Genomic DNA, 23397 nt, shown 5'->3' with positions numbered 1-23397 from the left:
CGCCTCCGCCGGCCGGGCCTCCGAGCCTGCTTTTCCAGGGCAGTTTCAGGCGAAGTTTTCCTGCCAGACGTCGTAGCCGAGCTTGATGATGAGGCCCGACACCACCAGCAGGAAGACCGCGCGGACAAAGCGGCTTCCCTGTTTGACTGCTGTCCTTGCTCCGAGGTAGCCGCCAGCCATGTTGGCAGCTCCCAGCAGCAGGCCGAGGCCCCACAGGAGGGAGCCGTGGGGCAGGAAGAACAGCAGTGCGCCCGCATTGGTGGCCATGTTGACGATCTTGGCTTTGGCGCTGGCTTCCAGGAAGGCATAGCCCATCGCCGAGACCAGGGCGATGACCAGGAAGGAGCCTGTCCCCGGGCCGATGAGGCCGTCGTAGAAACCGATGACGGCCCCGATCAGGCAGGCAATCACGTAGTGCCTACGGCCATCGTGCCGCAGCACGGTGATGCCGCCAACGTCCGGCTTCAGTGCAGTGAAAAGGGCGACGGCGACCAGCGCCGTGACGATGATGGGCTTGAAGACCGTAGCCGGCAGGGTTGCTGCCAGCACGGCGCCGCCAAAGCTGCCCGCCAGGGCGATCACGGCCATCGGCAGCGCCGTCTTAAGGTCCGGTCCCACCCGCCGGTAGTAGGTGGCAGCACTGGTGGCGGTGCCGAAGATGGACCCCATCTTGTTCGTCGCCAGCGCTTGGACGGGGGTGATCCCCGGGACCAGCAGCAGGGCGGGGAGCTGGATCAGCCCGCCCCCGCCCACCACTGCGTCCACCCAGCCGGCAGCGAAACCGGCTAGCACGATCAAAAGGAGTGTTGTCAGCCCGAGGGATTCGAGTCCGGACTCCACTGCCGGGTCAGCTGGTGCGGACAGCGTTGACTACGTAGTCAACTGCCTTGTCCACTGCCACGTTCTCGGCGTCACCACTGCGGCGGTCCTTGATCTCGACAACACCATCCACCAGGCCGCGGCCAACGGCCAGGATGGTGGGAACGCCCACCAGTTCGGCATCGCCGAACTTGACCCCGGGCGAAACCTTCGGCCGGTCGTCGAGCAGGACATCCAGGCCCGCTGCCTCAAGGTCGGCTGCCAGTCGCTCGGCGGTGGCGAAGATCTCCTCACCCTTGCCCACCGCAACAACATGGACATCGGCCGGGGCAACGGCACGCGGCCAGACGAGCCCCCGCGCGTCGTGGTTGGCCTCGGCCAGCGCCGCAACGGCCCGCGTGACTCCGACGCCATAGGAGCCCATCGTCACGGTGACCTGCTTGCCGTTCTGGTCCAGGACCTTCAGCTCCAGCGCTTCTGCGTACTTGCGGCCGAGCTGGAAGATGTGCCCCATCTCGATGCCGCGGGCGGTCTCCAGCGGGCCGGAGCCATCCGGGGCGGGATCGCCTTCGCGGACCTCCGTGCACTCGATGACACCGTCCCAGGTGAAGTCCCGGCCGGCCACCAGGCCGTATACGTGCTTGCCTGCCTCGTTGGCGCCGGTGATCCAGGTTGTGCCGCGGACCACGCGGGGGTCCACCAGGTACAGGAGCTTCGTTGAACTTTCGGCTCCCAGCAGGGGCTCCTCCAGGGACAGGCCGGGGCCGAGGTAGCCCTTCACGATGAGCGGCTGCTTCTTGAGGTCGTCGTCGTTGGCGGCTTCCAGGCCGATCTCACCGCCGATGGGCAGGAAGGAACCGATGTTCGCTTCGACGCGCTTCAGGTCCACGGCGCGGTCGCCCGGCACCCCGATAACCACCAGCTGGCGCTCGCCGGTGGGCAGGGTAACGGCGAGCACTACGTTCTTAAGGGTGTCGGCGGCGGTCCAGGCACCGCCGTCGGCTTCGCTGCGGGGGGCGAGTGTATTGGAGGCTGCCACCAGGGTGTCGATGGTGGGGGTATCCGGGGTGTCGAGCACCTCGGCGGCCGGAGCGCCGGTGAAGTCGATCTCAGCCGGGGCCACGGTGGTCACCGCTTCGACGTTGGCTGCGTAGCCGCCGGCAGACCGGACGAAGGTGTCCTCGCCGATGTCGGTGGGGTGCAGGAACTCTTCGCTCTTGGAGCCGCCCATGGCACCGGCCGTCGCGGTTACCGGGATGACCTCCAGGCCGAGGCGCTCGAAGATGCGCAGGTAGGCGCCGCGGTGGGCGGCGTAGCTGGCGTCCAGGCCGGCGTCGTCCACGTCGAAGGAGTAGGAGTCCTTCATGATGAACTCGCGGCCGCGCAGGAGGCCGGCACGGGGACGCGCCTCATCGCGGTACTTGTTCTGGATCTGGTAGAGGCTCAGCGGCAGGTCCTTGTAGGAGGAGTACAGGTCCTTGACCAGCAGCGTGAACATTTCCTCGTGCGTGGGGGCCAGCAGGTAATCGGCGCCCTTGCGGTCCTGGAGCCGGAACAGGCCCTCGCCGTATTCGGTCCAGCGGTTGGTGGCCTCGTAGGGCTCACGGGGAAGGAGGGCCGGAAAGTGGACTTCCTGCGCCCCGATCCCGGCCATCTCCTCGCGGATAACGGCTTCCACCTTGCGCAGGACGCTCAGTCCCAGCGGCAGCCAGGTGTAGATGCCGGGGGCCGCGCGGCGGATGTAGCCTGCGCGGACCAGGAGCCGGTGGCTGGCCACCTCGGCGTCGACGGGATCTTCGCGGAGGGTGCGCAGGAATAGCTGGGACAGTCTTGTAACCACGGGTGGGTATCCGTTTCTGGGGAGTGCTGGAGAGCAGGGCCGGGATTTCGTCTGGTACTAATCTACCGGCTGGCCGGGCCACTCCCCGCTGGCGGGTACGCATCGCGGCAGGCCGGCACTTACCCGGAACGCAGTTGAGCCACGCCCGGAGATGCAAAGCCCCTGGCCCCCCATGAGGCTGGTCATCGCATCCGGGCGTGGCTCGACGCCGTTATCGCCTAAGTACTGGTGAGGACTGGTGAGACCGCCCACGCCACTCCAGCGCAGCTAGATCGAACCTATGTGATGGCGGGCACATTGACAAGTGTTTCTCCTTTTCTTGCTGTTGACCGGACCCTTCCGGCACCCTAGCCTTAATTCATCAGGTGATGAATTACGGTGCCTCCAGGTGCCGGCAGGCCTGCTCCCGGCAATGGAGTGCGATCATGTCCCATGCGGCAGCAATACCGGAAGTTCAAGGCAGAACGGCCGGGGACGCCATTGTCGCCGCCGGACTGGATGTCACGCGGGGCAAAGTTCCCGTTCTTCGCGGACTGGACTTCACAATCCCGGCCGGCAGGATCACCGGGCTGCTGGGCCCTTCCGGAAGCGGAAAGACAACCCTCATGAGGGCCATCGTTGGAGTCCAGCGGCTGACGTCGGGAACGGTGCAGGTCCTGGGCCTGCCGGCCGGCAGCGCTGCCCTGCGGCACCAGGTGGGCTATGTGACCCAGTCGCCAAGCCTGTACCCGGACCTGACGGTGGAAGCGAACGTCCGCTACTTCGGAGCCATGCACCGGAAAAGGAAGCTTGAGGCAGCGGAGGCGATTGCCGCCGTCGGGCTTGAACGCCAGGCCCGGCAGAAGACGGCCGACCTGTCCGGCGGCGAACTCAGCCGCGCATCCCTCGCCTGCGCACTGGTGGCGCGTCCCCCGCTCCTGGTGCTGGACGAACCGACCGTAGGGCTCGACCCGGTACTGCGGGCGGACCTCTGGAGCAGGTTCCAGGCCATGGCAGAGGCTGGAACAACCCTCCTCGTGTCCAGCCACGTGATGGAGGAAGCCAGCAGGTGTGACGATTTGCTGCTCCTCCGTGGGGGCAGGCTGCTTGCCCGGCTGACGCCCAGGGAACTCAGCCGGCGCGGACACAGCAGCGATCTTGAGAGGGCGTTCCTCCACATCATCCAGGAGACGACGGCGGCGGATGCGGAGGCGGCGCCGGAGACGCCCGGGGCTCCGGCTGCGGGCACCGGGGAACCCAAGGCACAAGGTAGGAGCGTGCGGTAGTGGACCTCAGAATGATGCTTGCCACGACGCAGCGGGTGCTGGACCAGCTCCGCCACGACCACCGCAGCATCGCCATGATCCTGGTGGTGCCTGCCCTGCTGCTCACTGCGGTCTATTTCCTGTACGAGAACGAGTCGCTGCCCCCGGGAGTCCCCCGGACCTTCGACCGGGTAGGCCTGATGATGCTGGCCATCTTCCCCTTCGTGGTGATGTTCCTGGTCACCTCCATCACCATGTTGCGTGAACGGACCTCCGGAACCCTGGAACGGCTGCTCACCACACCCGTGCACAAAGCCGACCTCCTTTTTGGCTACGGCCTGGCGTTTTCGATCATGGCCGCCCTGCAGTCGCTGGTGGCCACTGCCGTTGCCTACTGGATTTTCGATCTCGACATCCAGGGGCCTCCCGGCTATGTGGTCCTGGTCGCCGTGATCAATGCGGTCCTGGGCGTGGCCCTGGGACTGCTGTGTTCAGCCTTCGCCAGGACCGAGTTCCAGGCAGTGCAGTTCATGCCCGTGGTGGTGGTGCCGCAGATCCTGCTGTGCGGACTGTTCGTGGCCCGGGACCGCATGAACGATGTCCTTGAAGCAATCTCCAACGTACTTCCGCTGACATTCTCCGTGGACGCGCTGCAGGAGATCGCTGCCAACACGGAAGCCACGGAACAGCTGTGGCAGGATGCCGGGATCATGGTGGCCATTGTTGTGGGCGTCCTGGTGCTGGCTTCCCTCACCTTGCGCAGGCAGAGCGCGTGAGCGCATCGAATGGACCGCCCCCGGCTGTGCGGCGGGGACGCCGGGGCGGGACAAACGCATCGCGGGGCCACATCCTCGAGACGGCCCGGCGGCTTTTCGCCGAGCACGGTTTTGAGGGGACCAGCCTGCGGCAGGTGGCGCGGTCGGCAGGGGTGGATCCGGCCATGATCCACCATTTCTTCAACGGGAAAGACGAGCTCTTCGCCCTCAGCGTGGAGCTTCCGGCGAATCCCGGGGAGGTGTTGGCCGGCGTGGAGGATTCTCCCCCCGGCGAGCGGGCCGAACTCATCGTCCGGGCAGTGCTGCGCCTGTGGGAGAGCCCTGCCCAGCCAGGACTGGTGGCATTCTTGCGCGGCACCATTGGATCGAAGGCGAAGACTGCCCTCCTTCGGGAAACCGCCACCCGGGCCATCATCAGCCGCATCATGGCCGGCGTGCCCGGGCCGAAGGAGGACGTGGCGCTCCGCGGCGACTTGGTAGCCACGCAGATGGTGGGATTGATGATGGTCCGCTACGTGGTCCGGCTGGAGCCGCTGGCATCCGCGGCACCCGAGGACGTGGTGCGGCTGGTCGCACCCAATGTGCAGCGCTACCTGACGGGAGACCTGGACAACCGGAAGAGGGAGCGGTCCTAGAAGAGAACGGTGGCGAAGGTCCCGACCTGCTGGAAACCGACCCGCTCGTAGGTGGCCCGGGCACGGGTGTTGAAGCCGTTGACGTAGAGGCTTGTGGTGGGTGCCACTTTCTGTGCCTGCTCCACCACTGCCGCCATATACCCGGAACTCAGCCCTTGGCCGCGGTAAAGGGGGTTCATCCAGACGCCCTGGATCTGGGTTACGTCGGAGGTGACGGCGCCGAGTTCGGCCTTGAACACCACTTCGCCGGCGTCATTCAGGTGCACCAGGGAGTGGCCTTGCCGAATCAGGCTTTCCACCCGGCGGCTGTAGAACTCCCTGCCGCCAAGGAAAGGGGAGTATCCCACTTCTTCCTCGAACATCGCTGCGCACGCCGGCAGGATGCGGTCGAAGTCGGCAAGGTTTCCCAGCCCCAGTCCCGGGTTCGGCTCAACGGACGGGGGGCCGGCGATGGTCATCAGCGGCTGGTCCGGGCGCACCTCGTGGGCCCGGTGCCCCAGCTCAACCAATTCGGCGTGAAGGGCCAGTACGGAACTGGCGGGGCCGAAGGCGGAGGCGTAGCGGCGTCCGGACGCGCTCGCCGCCGCAGCCACCGCTCCGGCCAGGTCCGGGTCCAGCTGGACGGGAACGAGGTTGGCCCCTGCCCAGCACGCACCTGCAAGGACGCCGTCGTCGAACACGCCGAAGACCCCGGCTCCGCCGCTGGTGGCTGCGGCGGAACCGGCGGCACGCAAGTGCGCCAGGATGAACACGTTCGTGACTGGATCACGCTGCGCCAGGCGCCTCAGCGCTGCAGTGTCCTCCCGCTCCAGGATACGGACGGAGATCCCCGGCGGGTCGGGGACGTCCTTACGAGACGCTAACCACGGGGCTACCCTTGACAGCATCTTCGCCATCGGCCTCCCCCATCTCTTCCGCGATACGCATGGCCTCTTCGATCAGTGTCTCAACAATCTGGCTCTCAGGGACAGTCTTGATGACCTCGCCCTTCACAAAGATCTGGCCCTTGCCGTTGCCCGAGGCAACGCCAAGATCTGCTTCGCGGGCTTCGCCCGGGCCGTTGACCACGCAGCCCATGACCGCTACGCGCAGCGGAATCTCCATTCCTTCAAGCCCGGCCGTAACCTGCTCGGCCAGCGTGTAGACATCCACCTGGGCGCGGCCGCAGGAGGGGCAGGAGACGATTTCCAGCTTGCGCGGACGCAGGTTGAGGGACTGGAGGATCTGGTTTCCCACCTTGATTTCCTCCACCGGCGGGGCGGAGAGGGAAACCCGGATGGTGTCGCCGATACCCCGGGACAGGAGCGCCCCGAAGGCCGTGGCCGACTTGATGGTTCCCTGGAACGCCGGGCCGGCCTCGGTGACGCCGAGGTGCAGCGGCCAGTCGCCCTTTTCGGCAAGCATCTCGTACGCAGCCACCATGATGACGGGGTCGTTGTGCTTCACGGAGATCTTGAAGTCGTGGAAACCGTGCTCCTCAAAGAGGGATGCTTCCCAGACGGCAGACTCCACGAGCGCCTCCGGGGTGGCCTTGCCATACTTCTTCAGGATTCCGGGCTCCAGGGAACCGGCGTTCACGCCGATGCGGATCGATGTTCCGTGGTCGCGGGCAGCCGCGGCGATCTCCTTGACCTGGTCATCGAACTTCCGGATGTTGCCGGGGTTCACCCGCACCGCCGCGCAGCCGGCCTCGATCGCCGCGAAGACGTACTTGGGCTGGAAGTGGATGTCCGCGATGACGGGAATCTGGGACTTCCGGGCGATGATGGGCAGCGCCTCGGCGTCGTCGGCGGACGGGCAGGCAACGCGCACGATGTCGCAGCCCGACGCCGTCAGTTCCGCGATCTGCTGGAGGGTGGCGTTGATGTCCGTGGTGGGCGTGGTGGTCATGGACTGCACGCTGATGGGCGAGTCCGAGCCGACCCCCACGGAACCAACTTTGATCTGCCGCGTCTTGCGGCGGGGGGCAAGGACGGGTGGCGGTGCTGCGGGCATTCCCAGGCTGACCGAGGTCACGAGGACTCCTTGAGATTCGAAAAGTTGAGGCGGCTTATGCGGCGAGGCCGGCCAGCACGCCGGTAATTGGCGACCATTCGGTGATGCGGGTTCCGGCGATGACTCCCGCTGCCGCGAACGGATCCTGCTTCAGGATCGAGTTGAGGGCGGCTTCATCAGCTGCCTTGAAAATCAGCAGCGCTCCGGCACCGTCACCGTACGGCCCGCTGGCCAGAATGGCGCCGTCCTGGGCCAGGCCGGCGGTCCATTCACGGTGCGCAGGCCGGACGGCATTGCGTTCTTCAGTGGATTCGGCGGCATAAACGTACTCAACGGCAAAAACAGTCATACCGCTACCCTATCGCCCTGCCTGCCTTCGCACGTATCCTGCGGGCTGCCTGCCACGGAAGGGGCAGACCTTTTGTCACGTCAGGAAGATGACCTTGACGGCCGCGGCCGTTCCTGCCGCCCACAGCATGGAGGTCAGTGTTCCGATGATGAACCGTTCAGCCGCCACGGGCGTTTCCTTCAGCTCCGCGAACCTGCCCAGGCCCTTGATGGCCACGATGTAGGCGATGGCCACCGGCTGGCCGGTAAGGATGGCAAGGCATACTCCGAGCCGCTCCAGGATTCCAATGATGGCGCCGCCCCGAAGGATCCGCTGGGTGGGAGCCGCCGGCTCGGAGCCGGAACCGCCCGACGGCGATGCGTTCCCCACGGCGGTCAGCTCATCGTCCACACTTTGGCCCCCTAGGGAAGGCGGGGGGTCGACGGTGACGTCCGCGGACGGATCGTCGGCTGCCCTCCCGGCTTCCTCGGCCGCTTTGGCGGCGTCCGCCTTGTCGTCGATGGTCTTGGCGAGCCGGAACACCAATGCGGTCACGGGCCAGCCGGCGAATCCTGCCACGAGCAGCGCAACCGTGATCCACAGTGCGTTCACTGGTTTCCTTCCGTCCGGGTGCCTGCAATCACGGACTGCGCATAGTCAAGGAGCATTGCCGCTGCAGGCCTTGCCGCCCATTCTTCCTGCCAGCCGGACCTCAGCACGGCACGGCTCACCGACTGCTCGGTGATTCCCAGGTCCCGGGCCACCTGCTTCTGGCTGCCGTGCCTGCCGTCACCCTGCACGCGCAGTTGGTCCACCACCCGCCACTGGGCCTCCGTACGCTGCTGCACCAGGCGCCCGATCAGGCGAAGCACTGCCTGTGCGTTGGAGCAGGCCATGGCGCCTTCCTGCGCCGAACTTTTCTGTTGCGGGGACCGAATGTCCTTTCCACGGACCATGGTGCCGGACACCACTGACAACGGGACCTGGCCGGCCGCGCCCTTGGCGAGTTCCACTGCCTTGCGCGCCGCCACGAAGCCGCTTCCGGACCCTTCGCGCGGGCTGGCACCCGGAACGAGGTTCACGGCGCCTATGCCGATCCCCACGTACCAGTACCCGCTGCGCAACGCATGCAAGGCGATGTCCACCACGTCCGCAGCCTGTTCCACGACACCCTGGAGTTCGTCACCCACTGAGCGCTCGAACGGAACCCGGGTGCGGCTCCGCAGCTCGGCGATCAAATCCGGGACGCGGTCCACGTCCGAGGTGCTCCCCCGCTGGTCAATGGTGAGAACGTACATGTTCCAACCTTAGGCAGCTGATCCCACAGGATCAACCACCTTCGGCTGATTATTAGATATCAGTCACATTGGGCTGAGAAGTGGTTTATCAGCCGCGAACTGCCCCTTCGAAGGAGTCGCCGGCGTCAGCCGAAGAGGTTCACGGGCTTCACGATGTCGGCATAGATGAGGAGCGCGCTCATCCCCATGAGCAGGGCGGCCACCACATAGGTCACCGGCAGCAGCTTGGCAATGTCGAAGGCTCCCGGGTCCGGCTTGCCGAGCAGCTTGGCCACGCGGCGCCGTGCACCCTCATACAGGGCGCCGGCAACGTGTCCGCCGTCCAGGGGCAGCAGCGGTATCAGGTTGAACACAGCCAGCGCGAAGTTCAGGCCTGCGAGCAGCCCGATCAGTGCGGCCAGCCTGGACTGCACCGGGATTTCTTCCATGGCGGCCACTTCACCGGCCACCCGTCCCACGCCCACCACGCTGATGGGGCCGTTCGGGTCACGGGGCTCCTCGCTGAAGGCAGCCTTCGCCACGCCTACGACGCGTGCGGGCAGGTTGAACACCACCCCCGCCACCTGGCGGATGTTCTCCCCCGCCATCGGAAGGACGGACGACGCCGGCTGGGCCACCAGTTCAGTCTGCGAACCGATGCCCAGGAAGCCTACGTCCTGGTAAAGGAGGGTGCCGGCGTCGTCCGTTGCCTGGCGCCCGTCCGCCCCGATGACGGGCCGGGCCGACAGCACCGGCGTCACCGTGGTGGACACCCGTGTGCCGTCCCGCTCAACGGTAATCCCCACCTCACGCCCTGCGGAGGCCCGGATCCATTCCGTCAACTGGTCCCAGCTGGTCACGGTCTTCCCGTCGAAGGAGGTGACCCTGTCGCCGGGCTTGAGGCCGGCCGCCGCGGCGGGGGTCAGCCGGCAGTCCGCCGAGTCGGGGTCCACGGTCTCCCCCGCCGCCACCTGGCACTTGGAGACGTCGGAGATGGTGGTGGTGGCCGTGGCTACGCCAAAGCCCATCAGCAGGACGGCGGTAAGGAGCACGCCGAGCACCATGTTCATGGCCGGCCCGCCCAGCATCACGATGATCTTCTTCCAGACCGGAAGCCGGTAGAACACCCGCCCCTCATCGCCGGGCCCCACTTCCTCATGGGCCGCGGACCGGGCTTCGGAGGCCAGTGTCTGGAACATGCCCGTGCTGGAGGGCCGGACCGAACCGTCCTCCTTGTTGGGCGGATACATGCCGATCATGGAGACGTAACCGCCCAGCGGGATGGCCTTCACGCCGTACTCGGTTTCGCCTTTCCGCCGGGACCAGAGAGTGGGGCCGAAGCCGATCATGTACTTGGTGACGCGGACCTTGAAGAGCTTGGCTGGTACCAGGTGCCCCACTTCATGGAGCGCGATGGAGGCAGCGATGCCGATCGCCACAAAGACGACGCCGAGGACAAAGAGGAGAACGGGGGTCATTGACGTGCTGCTGCTTCCTAGAGACTGCTGACTGCTAAACGTTCGTGGGCGCGGGTGCGTGCCCAATCCTCAGCATCCAGCACTGACTCCACCGTCAGCCCGGAGGAGCCTGAATGTTCGCTGAGGACGGACTCGATGGTGTCCACGATGTCGGTAAACCTGATGCGTCCGGCATGGAAGGCCGCCACGGCTTCCTCGTTGGCGGCGTTGAACACGGCGGGGAACGTACTGCCCTGCTTCGCGGCGTCCTTGGCGAGGCCGACGGCGGGGAAGGCTTCCGTATCCAGCGGCTCGAATGTCCACGTGGCGGCCTGCGTCCAGTCACAGGCCACCGCCGCTTTGGGCACCCGGTCCGGCCAGCCCAGCCCCAGGGCAATGGGGAGGCGCATGTCCGGCGGGGACGCCTGCGCAATGATGGATCCGTCGATGAACTGCACCATTGAGTGCACCACGGACTGCGGATGCACCACCACGTCTATCCGGTCCAGCGGAACATCGAACAACAGGTGCGCCTCGATCACTTCCAGGCCCTTGTTGACGAGGGTTGCGGAATTGGTGGTGACCATGACTCCCATGTCCCACGTGGGATGCGCCAACGCCTCCTGCGGAGTTACCCCGAGCAGGTCGTCCCTGCTCCTGCCGCGGAAGGGACCGCCGGACGCGGTGAGGATCAGTCTTTCCACTTCCGCGGCAGACCCGGAACGCAAGCACTGGGCGATCGCCGAGTGCTCGGAATCGACCGGCACGAGCTGGCCTTCGCGTGCAGCGGCCTTCACCAGCGAGCCGCCCACAATCAGGGACTCCTTGTTGGCAAGCGCCAGCGTGGCACCGGATTTGAGGGCGGCCAGGGTGGGCGCCAGCCCGATGGAACCGGTGATTCCGTTCAGGACCACGTCAGCCTCGACCCCCGCAATACGGGTGGAGGCGTCCGGTCCGGCAATGATTTCCGGCCGGTAATCCTGCCTGCCCGCCGCGGCTGCGGCTTCGGCCACCAAGGAGGCCAGTTGACCGGGGTCCCCGCCGGCGATGCCAATGACAGAGGCACCCGTGTGGACCGCCTGGCGCGCGAGGAGTTCCAGGTTGCCTCCCCCGGCACTGAGGGCCACCACCTCGAAAAGGTGCGGGGCGCCGTCGACGACGTCAATCGCCTGGGTGCCGATGGAACCGGTGGATCCGAGGAGGACGATTCTGCGTGGCTGCATTGCTTAAGTATCCCGCACCGCACTGCCGGACAACCGCAGCCCCAAACGGAGGTACACATCCCCTTGCCCCAGTGGCAGCACTGTTGGGAGCGGGCGTAACGTGGACTGCGTGGACTGGCTCTCCTGGTTTGATGCGCCGGAATACGAATTCGCCCGGCAGGTGCTGCAGCGCGGCGTGGCGGCACTGTATTTCGTTGCGTTCCTGTCCTCGCTGAACCAGTTCCCGGCGCTGCTGGGCGAACGAGGCCTTCTCCCGGCCCCCGAATACCTCTCCGGCTTCAGCCGCCTGCGCCGGCCCACCCTGTTCCTTTGGCGGTATTCGGACCGGCTGCTGCGCTGGGTATGCGCCGCAGGGCTGCTGGTGTCGGCGCTGCTCGTGGCCGGCATCCCGCAGCAGGGCCCGCCGTGGGTTCCGCTGATAGCGTTCCTTATCCTGTGGCTGCTGTACATGTCAATCGTGAACGTGGGCCAGACCTTCTATGGGTTCGGGTGGGAGATGCTGCTCCTGGAGGCGGGCTTCACGGTGGCCTTCCTGGGCTCGGACCAGACAGACCCGCCCCGCACCATCCTGGTCCTGATCGTGTGGCTGGTGTTCCGGCTGGAGTTCGGTGCCGGGATGATCAAGATCCGCGGCGGCCGGGAATGGCGTGACCTGACTGCCCTCTACTACCACCATGAGACGCAGCCCATGCCGGGTCCGCTCAGCCGGCAGGCGCACCTGCTGCCCAAGCCGCTGCACAAGGTGGAAGTGCTGGGCAACCACTTCGCCCAGCTGGTGGTGCCGTTCTTCCTGTTTGCTCCGCAGCCTGTTGCCAGCGTCGCGGCAGGCATTGTCATCGCCACCCAGCTCTGGCTGGTGGCCACAGGCAACTTCGCGTGGCTGAACTGGATTGCCATAGTGCTGGCCTTCGCCGCCGTGAGTGATCCGGTTGCCCACGCCGTCCTGCCGGCCATTCCGGTGGACTGGCACGGAGCGCCGGGCGTGGACCGGGAGACGCCGCTCTGGTGGCTGGCCATTACGCTGGCTGCCACGCTGCTGCTGGTTGTGCTCAGTTACTGGCCGCTGCGCAACCTCTTCTCCCGCCGGCAGCTGATGAATGCCAGTTTCAACCGGTGGCAGCTGGTCAATACCTACGGCGCGTTCGGTACGGTCACCAGGCAACGGATTGAAATCGTGGTGGAGGGCACCCTCGACGAGGACCCGGACAACTCCTCCGAGTGGCGCGAGTACGGTTTCAAGGGCAAGCCGGGTGACCTCGGGAGGCTCCCCCGGCAATGGGCGCCCTACCACCTCCGCCTGGACTGGCTGATGTGGTTCCTGCCGCTAAGGACGGTCCATGAGGAGTGGTTCTACGCTTTCCTGGGCAAGCTCCTGGAGGCGGACAGGCAAACGTTGCGGCTCCTCCGCCATGACCCGTTCGACGGTGCGCCGCCGCGTTGGGTGCGCGTGCGCAGCTACCACTACCGGTTCGCAAGCCGCAAGGAGTTCCGGGAGACCGGGAACCGGTGGGTGCGGCGGCTGCTGTACGAGCCGATCCCCCCGCTGTCATTGCGGCGGTCGCAGGGGCAGCCGGGATGAGGGCGGACCAGCTAGCCCACGGCCTGGGCGCGGCGGATGATTTCCTGGGCGTGCTTGAGGAGGGGCCCGTCGATCATCTTCCCCTGGTACTTGAACACTCCTGACCCCGCTGACTCAGCGGCCTCCAGGAGGGCTTCAGCCGCCGCCACCTCAGCGTCGGACGGCGCGAAGGCGGCCCGGACCACGGCTGCCTGGCTCGGATGGATGCACGCTTTGGAGCTGAAGCCGGAGGCCACGGCGTCAGCCGCTTCCTCCTCCAGCCCGGAAAGGTCCGGGATGTCCGTGTAAACCGCATCCACCGCCTCCTTGCCGCAGGCGCGCGCAGCCAGCAGCACGGCGGAACGGGCGTGCATCGCCACGGCCCGGTAGCCGCCGTCGGCCTTCCTGCTGGACGTACCGCCCAGCGATGCCAGCAGGTCCTCCGCCCCCCACATCAGGCCCACCACGTTGGGGGCGGCTGCAATGGCGGGGGCGTTCAGGACCCCCAGGGCCGTTTCACACAGCGCGATCACCTGGTATCCGTCAAGGGCTTCGAGCTGCTGCGCGGTTTCCGCCTTGGCCAGCATGATTGTCCGGTAGGGGGTGTGGGCCAGGCAGTGCAGGTCCTTCTCGAACTCCTCCGTGCCTGCCGGGTTGACGCGCACGATGGTGCAGCTGGGTTCAAGCTCCGGTTCCACGCCGGTGGTCCCCAGCTGGGCGAGGATGGCACCGCGGGCGCGCTGCTTATCCGCCGGCGCCACCGCATCTTCGAGGTCCAGGATGACGGCATCAGCCCTGGCGGCCGCCTTCTGGTAGCGCTCCGGCCGGTCGGCAGGGCAGAAGAGCAGCGCGGGGCCCATCACAAAAGTCATGATTGCATTGTCTCCTGTCCGTGGTCCTGCCGCTTGGCATGGGCCTCGCGGGTCCACATCAGGCAGCTTCGGGTGGCCAGGGCCACCACCGTCCCGTCCTGGTTGCGGCCGGTGTGCTCCATGGTGACGATTCCCTGGCCCGGCCGGGAACCCGAGAGCCGCTTTCCGCTGATCACCGTCTCGGTGTAGAGGGTGTCGCCATGGAGGAGCGGATGCGGGAACGAGACATCGGCCAGGCCCAGCTGGGCGATAATGGTGCCCTGGGTCAGCTGAGAGACGGACTGCCCCACCATGGTGGCCAGGGTGAACATCGAGTTCACCAGCCGCTGGCCGAAGGGCTGCCCCGCGCTCCAGGCGGCATCCAGGTGCAGCGCCTGGGTGTTCATCGTCAGCGTGGTGAACAGGACATTGTCGGCCTCCGTCACCGTGCGGCCGGGACGGTGGGCGTAGGTGACACCCTCCTGCAGCTCCTCGAAGTACAGCCCGCGCTGCTCAATGACGAGCGGCTCGCCGCCGACGTCCTGCTTGTCTCCCCCGCTCATACCGTCAGTTCCCGGTCTTCCTCGAAGAGGTCCGCCCCGGTGGCGGCGGCCACGTCCTCCACGGAGACGTTTGGCGCCAATTCGCGCAGTATCAGCCTGGACCCGGACTCGTCCGCAACAACGTCGATGACCGCAAGGTCCGTAATGATCCGGTCCACGCAGCCCTTGCCGGTCAGCGGCAGGGTGCACCGCCTGACAATCTTGGGATTCCCGTTCCGGTCCACATGCTCCATCATCACGATCACCTTCTTGGCGCCGAACACCAGGTCCATGGCGCCGCCCATGCCCTTGACCATCTTGCCCGGGATCATCCAGTTGGCCAGGTCACCGTTCTCCGCCACCTCCATGGCACCGAGGACGGCAAGGTCCACATGGCCCCCGCGGATCATGCCGAAGGAAGCGGCCGAGTCAAAGAAGGCCGCGCCCTTGTTCACTGTGACGGTTTCCTTTCCTGCGTTGATCAGGTCGGGATCAACCGCATCCTCCGCGGGATAGGGCCCGACGCCGAGGATCCCGTTTTCGGAGTGGAGCACCACTTCCACGCCGTCGGGAATGTAGTTGGGAATGAGGGTTGGCATTCCGATGCCCAGGTTGACGTACTGGCCGTTGCTGAGCTCCTTCGCCACGCGGGCGGCGAGTTCATTGCGGGTCCAGCCTTTGGCGGCGGTCCCGTCTGCCTGGACCGCGTGCTGTTGGACTGCCGCCCGGCGGTATTCGGGGCGGACGCCTTCGGGCCGTGGAGCGTAGGGGCTGTTGGGATCCATGGCTATGCTCCTGCCTGCTGGTTGGTGCCGGCGCCAATCCCGGACGTTCCGCTGCCCGGCCGGGGAAGGGCAACGGTACGTTTTTCAATGCGTTTCTCCGCGTTGGCGGCCAGCACCACCCGCTGGACGAAGATCCCTGGAGTGTGGATGTGTTCCGGGTCCAGTTCGCCAGGCTCCACCAGCTCCTCCACCTCGGCGATGGTGATCCTGCCGGCCATGGCGCAGAGCGGATTGAAGTTCATGGCGGTGGCGTGGAAGACCAGGTTTCCATGCCGGTCGCCTTTCCAGGCGTGGACCAGCCCGAAGTCCGGGGTCAGCGACTCCTCCAGCACGTAGTCCACACCGCCAAAGGACCGCACTTCCTTCGGCGCGGACGCGATCGCAATCCCGCCCTCTGCGTCGTACTTTTGCGGCAGCCCGCCTTCGGACACCTGCGTGCCCACCCCCGCCTTCGTGTAGAACGCCGGGATGCCGGCGCCGCCGGCGCGGAGCTTCTCGGCCAGGGTGCCCTGCGGGGTGAGCACCACCTCGAGTTCACCGGCCAGGTACTGGCGGGCGAACTCCTTGTTTTCGCCCACATAGGAGCTGATGGTGCGGCGGATCCGGCCGTCACGGAGCAGGATGCCCAGCCCCCAGTCGTCCACGCCGCAGTTGTTGCTGACGGTTTCAAGTTCCGCTGTTCCTGCCCGGTGCAGCGCGTCGATGAGGGTCACCGGGATACCGCAGAGGCCAAATCCGCCCACGGCCAGGGACGCTCCGTCCGGTATGTCCGCGACGGCTTCGTCAGCGCTGGCAACAACCTTGTCAATCATCGGTGATCCTCTCAGGCCGGCTACAGTCCCAGTTCGCGGGCGATCAGCATCAGCTGGACCTCCGTGGTGCCCTCCCCCACTTCAAGGATCTTGGAGTCGCGGTAGTGCCGTGCCACGGTGAACTCGTTGATGAAGCCATAACCGCCGAATACCTGGGTGGCATCCCGCGCGTTGTCCATGGCCGCCTCGCCTGCGACCATCTTAGCGATGGCTGCCTGGGTCTTGAACGGCTTGCCGGCAAGCATGCGGAACGCCGCGTCGTAGTAGGCAAGGCGGGCGGTGTGGGCCCGCGCCTCCATCCGCGCGATCTTGAACGAAATGGCCTGGTACTTGCCGATGTTTTGCCCGAAGGCGCTGCGTTCCTTGGCGTACTTGACCGACAAGTCCACGCAGCCCTGCGCTGCGCCGGTGGCCAGTGCCGCGATGGCGATGCGGCCCTCGTCCAGGATGGACAGGAAGTTGGCATAGCCGCGCCCTTCCACCCCCAGCAGGTTGGCCTCCGGGACGCGGACATCCTTCAAGGTCAGCGGATGCGTGTCCGAGGCGTTCCAGCCCACCTTGTTGTAGGGTTTCTCAGCCTTGAAACCCGGGGTATCGGTGGGCACGAGGATGGTGGAGATGTCCTTCTGCACCGAGCCGTCGCCGCGTTCCTTCCGGCCGGTGACGGCGGTGACGGTGACCAGGCGGGTGATGTCCGTTCCGGAGTTGGTGATGAACTCCTTGTTGCCGTTGATCACCCACTCTGTTGTGCCGCCGGCAGTCTCGCGCCGGGCGTGGGTCTTGGTGCCGCCCGCGTCCGATCCTGCCTCCGGCTCAGTCAGGCCGAAACCTGCCAGCGCCTGGCCGGATGCCAGCATGGGCAGCCACTCCTGCTTCTGCGCGTCCGTACCGAAACGGTAGATGGGCATGGCGCCCAGCGACACTCCCGCTTCGAGGGTGATGGCAACAGACTGGTCCACCCGGCCCAACTGCTCCAGGGCGAGGGCAAGGGCGAAATAGTCGCCGCCCATTCCGCCGAATTCCTCGGGGAAAGGCAGTCCGAACAGCCCCATCTCTCCCATCTGCTTGACCACCTCGTAGGGGAAGCTGTGCTCCTCGTCGTGCTTTGCGGAAACGGGTGCCACCACGGTGTCCGCGAAGTCCCGGACGGTGTCGCTGAGCTCCTGGTATTCCTCGCTGAGTTCAAAACCTGCCATGTCTAGGCTCCTTCGCCGTTGAGTAAGTCTGTGTCTGTGTCTGTGTCTGTGTCTGTGTCTGTGCCTGCGGTGCGGGGGTGGACCGTGGCCAGGACCTGGTCCGCCTTAACCAGGTCTCCAGGCCGGATGCTGAGGTGCACCGTCCCGTCAAGCGGAGCCAGCAGCTGGTGCTCCATCTTCATCGCCTCCACCGAAACCAGCACCTGCCCTGCCGTGACAGCCGCACCGTCGGTGACCGGAACGGACACCACGGTTCCCGGCATGGGTGAGCGCACCGCCGGGTCGGCAGCACCCTCCTCCCGCTGTATCGCTGCAAGTACCCGCTCCAGCCGCGTCTCACGCGTCAGGACTTCCAGCCGGCAGGACCAGCCCTCGCTGCCAAGGAAAAGCGCTGAAGATCCCGGCACGACGGCGTACGCGGTGGTGCGCCCGTTGAACGTCAGCGCAACACTTCGCGGGGAAATCATTTCCAGCCGTGCCGGACGGGGCGGTCCGCCGCCCACGGCCACCAGGGCACTGTCTTCCGGGACAGCGCCGTCCCCTATCGGGCCCGCCGCGTTGCTGCCGCTGATCCGCACCGTGGCCACGCCGCCGTCGGGCGTTCCCAGGCTGACGCAGCGCGGCGCCGGCGTGCCAAGGCGCCAGCCGTTGCGGGCATGCCAGACGCCGGGCGGCAGCGGGTTGTTCTGTTCCTCCGCATGGAGGGTGAAGAGCGCCGCCGCCGCCAGCTCGGCCTCGCCAACGCGGCGGAAGGCGAGGTGCGGCAGTTTGCGTTCAATCAGGCCCGTGTCCAGGCGTCCCGCGCGGACATCGGCATCATTGATCAGCAACCTCAGGTATTCCACGTTGGTGTCCAGCCCAAGCGCCGTGTAGCCCGCGAGCGCCGCGTCCAGGGTGTCCAGGGCAGCTGAACGGTCCTCGCCCCACGCGATCACCTTGGAGATCATGGGGTCGTAGCTGGACGATACCTCCAGTCCTTCCGCCAGGGACGAATCCACCCGCACCCTGCCGGCCGCCTGCCCGGGCAGTTCATCCAAGAGGAGCACTGTCCCGGTGGAAGGCAGGAAGTTTTTCTCGGGAACCTCGGCGTAGACGCGTGCTTCCACCGCGTGCCCGCTTAGTTCGACGTCGGCCTGCCGGATGGTGAGTTCCCCGCCGGCGGCGATCCGCACCTGCCATTCGACGAGGTCGATGCCGGTGACCATTTCGGTGGCGGGATGCTCCACCTGCAGCCTGGTATTCATCTCCATAAAGTAGAACTGGTCCGGCGCGTCGTCCGAAACGAGGAATTCGACGGTCCCGGCACCGCTGTAGTTAACGCTGCGGGCGGCATTGCAGGCGGCCTCGCCGATGCGGGCGCGAAAGGCGGCGCCTTCCGGGTGCGCTTCGAGCAAGGGCGACGGCGCCTCCTCGATGACCTTCTGGTGGCGCCGCTGCAGCGAACATTCACGCTCGCCCAGGTGTATGACGTTGCCGTGGTTGTCCGCGAGCACCTGCACCTCGATGTGCCGCGGGGTGGATACCAGGCGTTCCAGGAACAGGGTATCGTCGCCGAAGGCGCTGGCAGCCACCCGCCGGGCGGTAGCCAGCGTCGCGGGGAGGTCCGCCGGGCGTTCCACCACGTGCATGCCCTTGCCGCCCCCGCCTGCGGAGGGTTTGATCAGCAGCGGAAACCCCACGCCGCCGGCCGCCTGCAGCAGCTGCTCATCCGTCATGCCGGGCTCCGCCACTCCCGGCACCACGGGGACGCCGTAACCGGCCACGTGGTTCTTGGAGCGGATCTTGTCCCCCATCACGTTCAGCGCATCAACACCGGGGCCAATGAAGGTTATGCCGGCCCGGTCCAGGGCGCGGGCAAAGTCGGCGTTCTCGCTCAGGAAGCCGTAGCCCGGATGCACCGCCTCCGCTCCGGACCTGCGGCACGCATCGATGATGGCCTCGATCTTCAGGTAGCTCTCCGTGGCCGCGGCGGGGCCGATCCGAACGGCTGTGTCGGCCTCGCGCACATGGCGCGCGCCGGCGTCGGCATCGCTGTAAACCGCAACCGCCCGGATGCCCAGGGCGCGGAGGGTGCGGATCACACGGCAGGCGATCTCGCCGCGGTTGGCCACCAGGACAGTGCTGAACATGGGCCTGCTTGCCGTGGAGGTGCCGGTAAAGGAAGGGGTGGTCATGTGCTGGCTCACATCCTGAAGAGGCCGAAGGAGGTTTCCGGCAGCGGCGTGCGGGACACGACGTCCAACGCCAGGCCCAGCACGGTGCGCGTATCGCCCGGATCAATCACGCCGTCATCCCAGAGGCGGGCGGTGGAGTAGTACGGGCTGCCCTGGTCCTCGTACTGCTGCCGGATGGGCGCTTTGAATGCCTCCTCGTCCTCGGCGGACCACGCCTGGCCAGCGGCCTCGTACTGGTCGCGCTTCACCGTGGCCAGCACGCTTGAGGCCTGGTTGCCGCCCATCACCGAGATCCGTGCTGCCGGCCACATCCACAGGAACCTCGGGGAATAGGCACGGCCGCACATGGAGTAGTTGCCGGCGCCGAAGGAACCGCCGATGACCACCGTCAGTTTGGGCACCCGGGCGGTGGCTACCGCCGTCACCATCTTGGCGCCGTTCTTGGCGATGCCGCCCTGTTCAGAATCCTTGCCCACCATGAAGCCGGAGATGTTCTGCAGGAACACCAGCGGGATGCCGCGCTGGTCGCAGAGTTCGATGAAGTGTGCGCCCTTGAGGGACGACTCGCTAAAGAGCACGCCGTTGTTGGCCACGATGCCCACCGGGTGCCCGTGCAGGCGGGCGAAACCGGTCACCAGGGTGGCGCCGTATTCCTTCTTGAACTCATGGAACCGGCTGCCGTCCACCAGCCGGGCGATCACCTCATGGACGTCGTACGGGGCATTCACGTCCGTGGGCACGGCACCGTACAGCCCCTCAGGGTCTGCTGACGGTTCGACGGCGGCCTCCACCTCCCAGGCGGGCGGCGCCGGCGGCGGGAGGGTGGACACGATGTCCCGGATGATCTGCAGCGCGTGTTCGTCGTTTTCCGCCAGGTGGTCCGTCACACCCGAGATCCTCGAGTGGACCTCTCCGCCGCCTAGCTCCTCCGGCGTGACAATCTCGCCGATCGCGGCCTTCACGAGCGGCGGCCCGCCTAGGAAGATGGTGCCCTGGTTCCGGACGATCACCGTTTCATCGCTCATGGCCGGCACATAGGCGCCGCCGGCGGTGCAGGAGCCCATCACCGAGGCGATCTGGGGAACCTTGGCCGCGGACAGCCTCGCCTGGTTATAGAAGATGCGGCCGAAGTGCTCCTTGTCCGGAAAGACCTCGTCCTGCTTTGGCAGGAACGCGCCGCCGGAATCAACCAGGTAGATGCAGGGCAGCCGGTTTTCAAGGGCGATCTCCTGGGCCCTCAGGTGTTTCTTGACGGTCAGCGGATAGTACGTTCCGCCCTTGACCGTGGCATCGTTCGAGATCACCAGCACGTGGCGGCCGTGGACCAGCCCGATGCCGGCGATGACGCCGGCGCCGGGAGCCTCGTTGTTGTACATTCCGTTGGCGGCGAGCGGCGCGATTTCGAGGAACGGACTGCCGTCATCGAGCAGCTGGTCGATGCGCTCGCGAGGCAGCAGCTTCCCCCGGGCCACGTGGCGCTGCCGGGATTTCTCCGGTCCGCCCAGCGCAGCGTCCGCCAGCCTTTTCCGCAGGTCCTCCGCCAGTTCCAGCTGCGCTTCGCGGTTTGCCGCGAAGGTCCCGCTGGAGGGATCAAGCCGGGTGGCAATGGTCTCCATTGACGCATCCTGTTCATCTTGGGGCCGGTCGGCGAAAACCAACTCGGTTAGTATTGAGTAACTGAAATTCAGGTTAGTCTCGATTAACTGTGATGTCCAACACAGGGACTGCCTTGCTAGACTCTCCGGGTCCGAGGAGGAATTGTGCCAAGCACAGATGCGGCGCCGGCCGGCGAGCGCAGCAGTACAACACAGCGCAGCGGCAGTACAACGCAGCGGAGCAGGGCGAAGGAGAACCGCCGCCAGGCGCTGCTGTCCGCTGCCGCGTCACTCTTTGCCCTGCACGGCTTCAACCGCGTGTCCCTGGAGGACCTCGGTGCTGCGGCGGGCGTCAGTGGCCCGGCCGTTTACCGCCATTTTCCGGGCAAGCAGGCGGTGCTGGCCGACCTGCTGGTTACTGTCAGCCAGGAGCTGCTGGACGGCGGGCGCCGGGTGGTGGCGGACAATGCCGATCCCTTGGCAGCCCTGCGGGGACTGGTGGAGTTCCAGGTGGATTTTGCCCTGGGCAAGCCGGACGTCATCCGTGTCCAGGACAGGGACTTCAGCAGCCTGTCCGAACAGGACCAGGAGGCCGTGCGGATCCTCCAGCGCAGTTATGTGGAGGTCTGGGTGGACGTCCTCGCGAGGCTCCATCCCGCGACGGACGGTTCGGAGCTCCGGATGCGGGCCCACGCCACGTTCGGCCTGATCAACTCCACACCGCACTCGGTCCGCAGCCACGGCCGGAAGGTGGCCGCCGGAACCGCCCGCCCGCTGCTTGAGAGCATGGCGCTGGCAGCGCTGTTGGTTGACGCCAAGTCCCACGAACGGCCCCGGACCGCATAAGCGGTGCCGGGCAGCAACGCTCAAGCGGGCCAGGGCCGTCCATGGCCTAGACCATCGTGAGGACCATGCCGGGGTCGGCCAGGATGGCACCCACATCGGCAAGGAAACGCGAACCCTGTTCGCCATCCACCAGCCGGTGGTCAAAGGACAGGCTCATGGTCATCACCTGGCGCAGGGCAACCTCCCCGCGATGCTCCCAAGGCACCGTCCGCACGGCTCCCAGCGCCAGGATCGCCGCTTCCCCCGGGTTCAGGATGGGGGTGCCGGCGTCGATACCGAAGACGCCGATATTGGTGATGGAGATGGTGCCTCCGGACAGGTCCGACGGCGGGGTCTTGCCGGCCCGGGCGGTTTCCGCGAGCGCCGTCAGTGCTTCTGCCAGCCGGGCCAGGGACAATGAGTCCGCGTCCTTGATGTTAGGCACCATGAGGCCCCTCGGCGTGGCGGCCGCTATGCCGAGGTTGACGTAGTTGAAAGTGACGATCTCCTGGGTTTCCTCGTCCCAGTGCGAGTTGAGCGACGGATTGCGCCGGAGGGCTATAAGCACCGCCTTTGCCGCCAGGGTCAGCGGGGTCAGCTTGTATCCCGCGAATGCCCTGCTGTCCCGAAGCCGGGCAAGCAGTTCCATGGCGGGAGTGACGTCGATGGTCAGGAATTCCGTGACGTGCGGTGCAGTGAAAGCACTCTGCACCATGGCGGCGGCCGTGAGCTTCCGGACGCCCTTGATGGGGGTGCGGGACTCCCGTCCATCCGGATGCGCCTGCCACGCCGCTGAAGTGGCTGCTTCGTGGCCCGCGCCAGCGCCTGCACTAATGCCGCGGGATTTGCCATCCACAAAGTGCTGCACGTCCTCGCGGGTAATCAGCCCCTGCGGACCGGTCCCGGCCACCTCCGCCAGGTCCACCCCGAGGTCTTTCGCCAGCTTCCGGACCGGCGGCGTGGACCGGGGGCGGTCGGCCGTGGTCTCGGCAGGACTGGTTTGGGCAGGTTCGGTTTGGGCAGGTTTGGTGTCGACAGGACTGGTGTCGACAGGCCTGGCGACACTCTCAGGCACCGGGATGTTTCGCGGCCGCCGCGCGGGCCGGCCGGTGCTTTCCGGGACGGCGCCGTAGCCCACCAGGTTTGGCTCCCTTTTGGGCGCCCCCGACGCTGCCCCGGATGCCGCCTCCCCCGTTCCCCCCGAAGGTGCCTGCCCGGCGTCGTCCGCTACCTCGAAGGAGACGATAGGCTTGCCCACCTCCACCACCGAGCCCGGCTGCTCGTGCAGTTCCTTGATGACCCCGGCAAACGGGGACGGGAGCTCCACCACTGCCTTCGCCGTTTCAACTTCCGCAATCACCTGGTTCAGGCTGACGGTATCGCCCACTCCCACCTTCCAGCTGAGGATCTCCGATTCAGTAAGTCCCTCGCCCAGGTCCGGCAACCGGAATTCCTTGATCATGGT

The 23397-nt window shown here is 66.5% G+C and carries 22 protein-coding genes; 5 read left to right on the top strand and 17 right to left on the bottom strand.

The window, feature by feature from the left end; genetic code table 11:
* Window positions 1-45: 45 nt before the first annotated feature.
* On the bottom strand, window positions 46-840 hold the full coding sequence (locus tag Q9R30_RS04760; protein ID WP_104997382.1) for a TSUP family transporter: 795 nt from the start codon (window positions 838-840) through the stop codon (window positions 46-48).
* Window positions 841-847: 7 nt separating this feature from the next.
* On the bottom strand, window positions 848-2659 hold the full coding sequence (locus tag Q9R30_RS04755) for a proline--tRNA ligase (protein WP_104997381.1): 1812 nt from the start codon (window positions 2657-2659) through the stop codon (window positions 848-850).
* Between the two features lie 425 nt (window positions 2660-3084).
* Between Q9R30_RS04755 and Q9R30_RS04750 the strand changes: the two genes are divergently transcribed.
* The 3 genes from Q9R30_RS04750 to Q9R30_RS04740 are packed head-to-tail and all read left to right on the top strand — an operon-like array spanning window position 3085 to window position 5314.
* Window positions 3085-3924: an ABC transporter ATP-binding protein gene (locus Q9R30_RS04750; protein ID WP_311216918.1), complete on the top strand. Its 840-nt coding sequence runs from the start codon at window positions 3085-3087 to the stop codon at window positions 3922-3924.
* An 11-nt stretch (window positions 3925-3935) separates the two neighbouring features.
* Window positions 3936-4679, top strand: a complete 744-nt coding sequence (locus Q9R30_RS04745) for an ABC transporter permease (protein WP_104999672.1) — start codon at window positions 3936-3938, stop codon at window positions 4677-4679.
* On the top strand, window positions 4676-5314 hold the full coding sequence (locus Q9R30_RS04740) for a TetR family transcriptional regulator (protein ID WP_199775350.1): 639 nt from the start codon (window positions 4676-4678) through the stop codon (window positions 5312-5314). The genes Q9R30_RS04745 and Q9R30_RS04740 overlap by 4 nt, the downstream gene beginning before the upstream one ends.
* Here Q9R30_RS04740 and Q9R30_RS04735 read toward each other — a convergent pair.
* The 7 genes from Q9R30_RS04735 to dxr all read right to left on the bottom strand — a co-directional run bounded on the left by Q9R30_RS04735 (window position 5311) and on the right by dxr (window position 11594).
* Complete coding sequence (locus tag Q9R30_RS04735; RefSeq protein ID WP_311216965.1) at window positions 5311-6201, bottom strand: GNAT family N-acetyltransferase; 891 nt, start codon at window positions 6199-6201, stop codon at window positions 5311-5313. The genes Q9R30_RS04740 and Q9R30_RS04735 overlap by 4 nt on opposite strands.
* On the bottom strand, window positions 6164-7330 hold the full coding sequence (gene ispG, locus Q9R30_RS04730) for a flavodoxin-dependent (E)-4-hydroxy-3-methylbut-2-enyl-diphosphate synthase (RefSeq protein WP_235521789.1): 1167 nt from the start codon (window positions 7328-7330) through the stop codon (window positions 6164-6166). Before ispG ends, Q9R30_RS04735 begins: the two co-directional genes overlap by 38 nt.
* Before the next feature lie 34 nt (window positions 7331-7364).
* Window positions 7365-7658: a YciI family protein gene (locus Q9R30_RS04725; protein ID WP_104997377.1), complete on the bottom strand. Its 294-nt coding sequence runs from the start codon at window positions 7656-7658 to the stop codon at window positions 7365-7367.
* 75 nt (window positions 7659-7733) lie between these two features.
* On the bottom strand, window positions 7734-8249 hold the full coding sequence (locus tag Q9R30_RS04720) for a hypothetical protein (RefSeq protein ID WP_311216917.1): 516 nt from the start codon (window positions 8247-8249) through the stop codon (window positions 7734-7736).
* Entirely contained in the window at window positions 8246-8935 is a 690-nt protein-coding gene (locus Q9R30_RS04715; RefSeq protein ID WP_104997375.1) for a MarR family transcriptional regulator, read from the bottom strand. Before Q9R30_RS04715 ends, Q9R30_RS04720 begins: the two co-directional genes overlap by 4 nt.
* Before the next feature lie 125 nt (window positions 8936-9060).
* Complete coding sequence (locus Q9R30_RS04710; protein ID WP_311216916.1) at window positions 9061-10392, bottom strand: site-2 protease family protein; 1332 nt, start codon at window positions 10390-10392, stop codon at window positions 9061-9063.
* A 17-nt stretch (window positions 10393-10409) separates the two neighbouring features.
* On the bottom strand, window positions 10410-11594 hold the full coding sequence (gene dxr / locus Q9R30_RS04705) for a 1-deoxy-D-xylulose-5-phosphate reductoisomerase (RefSeq protein ID WP_311216915.1): 1185 nt from the start codon (window positions 11592-11594) through the stop codon (window positions 10410-10412).
* A gap of 109 nt (window positions 11595-11703) precedes the next feature.
* Between dxr and Q9R30_RS04700 the strand changes: the two genes are divergently transcribed.
* Complete coding sequence (locus Q9R30_RS04700; protein WP_311216914.1) at window positions 11704-13173, top strand: lipase maturation factor family protein; 1470 nt, start codon at window positions 11704-11706, stop codon at window positions 13171-13173.
* 11 nt (window positions 13174-13184) lie between these two features.
* On the opposite strand, the gene Q9R30_RS04695 is transcribed toward Q9R30_RS04700, so the two are convergent.
* Genes Q9R30_RS04695 through Q9R30_RS04665 form a run of 7 tightly spaced genes read right to left on the bottom strand, consistent with a single transcriptional unit; the run spans window position 13185 to window position 21128 of the window.
* Window positions 13185-14024: a CoA ester lyase gene (locus Q9R30_RS04695; RefSeq protein WP_104997372.1), complete on the bottom strand. Its 840-nt coding sequence runs from the start codon at window positions 14022-14024 to the stop codon at window positions 13185-13187.
* Window positions 14021-14566 carry a MaoC family dehydratase gene (locus tag Q9R30_RS04690; protein ID WP_311216913.1) on the bottom strand — a complete coding sequence of 182 codons (546 nt, stop codon included), beginning with the start codon at window positions 14564-14566 and terminating at the stop codon, window positions 14021-14023. The genes Q9R30_RS04695 and Q9R30_RS04690 overlap by 4 nt, the downstream gene beginning before the upstream one ends.
* On the bottom strand, window positions 14563-15330 hold the full coding sequence (locus tag Q9R30_RS04685; RefSeq protein WP_311216912.1) for a CoA transferase subunit B: 768 nt from the start codon (window positions 15328-15330) through the stop codon (window positions 14563-14565). Before Q9R30_RS04685 ends, Q9R30_RS04690 begins: the two co-directional genes overlap by 4 nt.
* 2 nt (window positions 15331-15332) lie before the next feature.
* Window positions 15333-16142, bottom strand: a complete 810-nt coding sequence (locus Q9R30_RS04680; RefSeq protein ID WP_104997369.1) for a CoA transferase subunit A — start codon at window positions 16140-16142, stop codon at window positions 15333-15335.
* A 20-nt stretch (window positions 16143-16162) separates the two neighbouring features.
* Complete coding sequence (locus Q9R30_RS04675; protein ID WP_104997368.1) at window positions 16163-17338, bottom strand: acyl-CoA dehydrogenase family protein; 1176 nt, start codon at window positions 17336-17338, stop codon at window positions 16163-16165.
* Window positions 17339-17340: 2 nt separating this feature from the next.
* Window positions 17341-19512: a biotin carboxylase N-terminal domain-containing protein gene (locus tag Q9R30_RS04670; protein ID WP_311216911.1), complete on the bottom strand. Its 2172-nt coding sequence runs from the start codon at window positions 19510-19512 to the stop codon at window positions 17341-17343.
* Between the two features lie 8 nt (window positions 19513-19520).
* Window positions 19521-21128: a carboxyl transferase domain-containing protein gene (locus Q9R30_RS04665; protein ID WP_311216910.1), complete on the bottom strand. Its 1608-nt coding sequence runs from the start codon at window positions 21126-21128 to the stop codon at window positions 19521-19523.
* Window positions 21129-21272: 144 nt separating this feature from the next.
* Between Q9R30_RS04665 and Q9R30_RS04660 the strand changes: the two genes are divergently transcribed.
* Window positions 21273-21953 (top strand): TetR/AcrR family transcriptional regulator, encoded by a 681-nt coding sequence (locus Q9R30_RS04660; protein ID WP_104997365.1) that lies wholly within the window; start codon window positions 21273-21275, stop codon window positions 21951-21953.
* 46 nt (window positions 21954-21999) lie between these two features.
* On the opposite strand, the gene Q9R30_RS04655 is transcribed toward Q9R30_RS04660, so the two are convergent.
* Entirely contained in the window at window positions 22000-23394 is a 1395-nt protein-coding gene (locus tag Q9R30_RS04655) for a dihydrolipoamide acetyltransferase family protein (RefSeq protein ID WP_311216909.1), read from the bottom strand.
* Window positions 23395-23397 lie beyond the last annotated feature (3 nt).

Origin of the sequence: Arthrobacter sp. AB6 (assembly GCF_031844545.1) — a bacterium.
Classification (GTDB): Bacteria; Actinomycetota; Actinomycetes; order Actinomycetales; family Micrococcaceae; genus Arthrobacter.
Note: the sequence above shows the minus strand (reverse complement) of the source record. Positions and strands in the feature narration are given on the sequence as shown.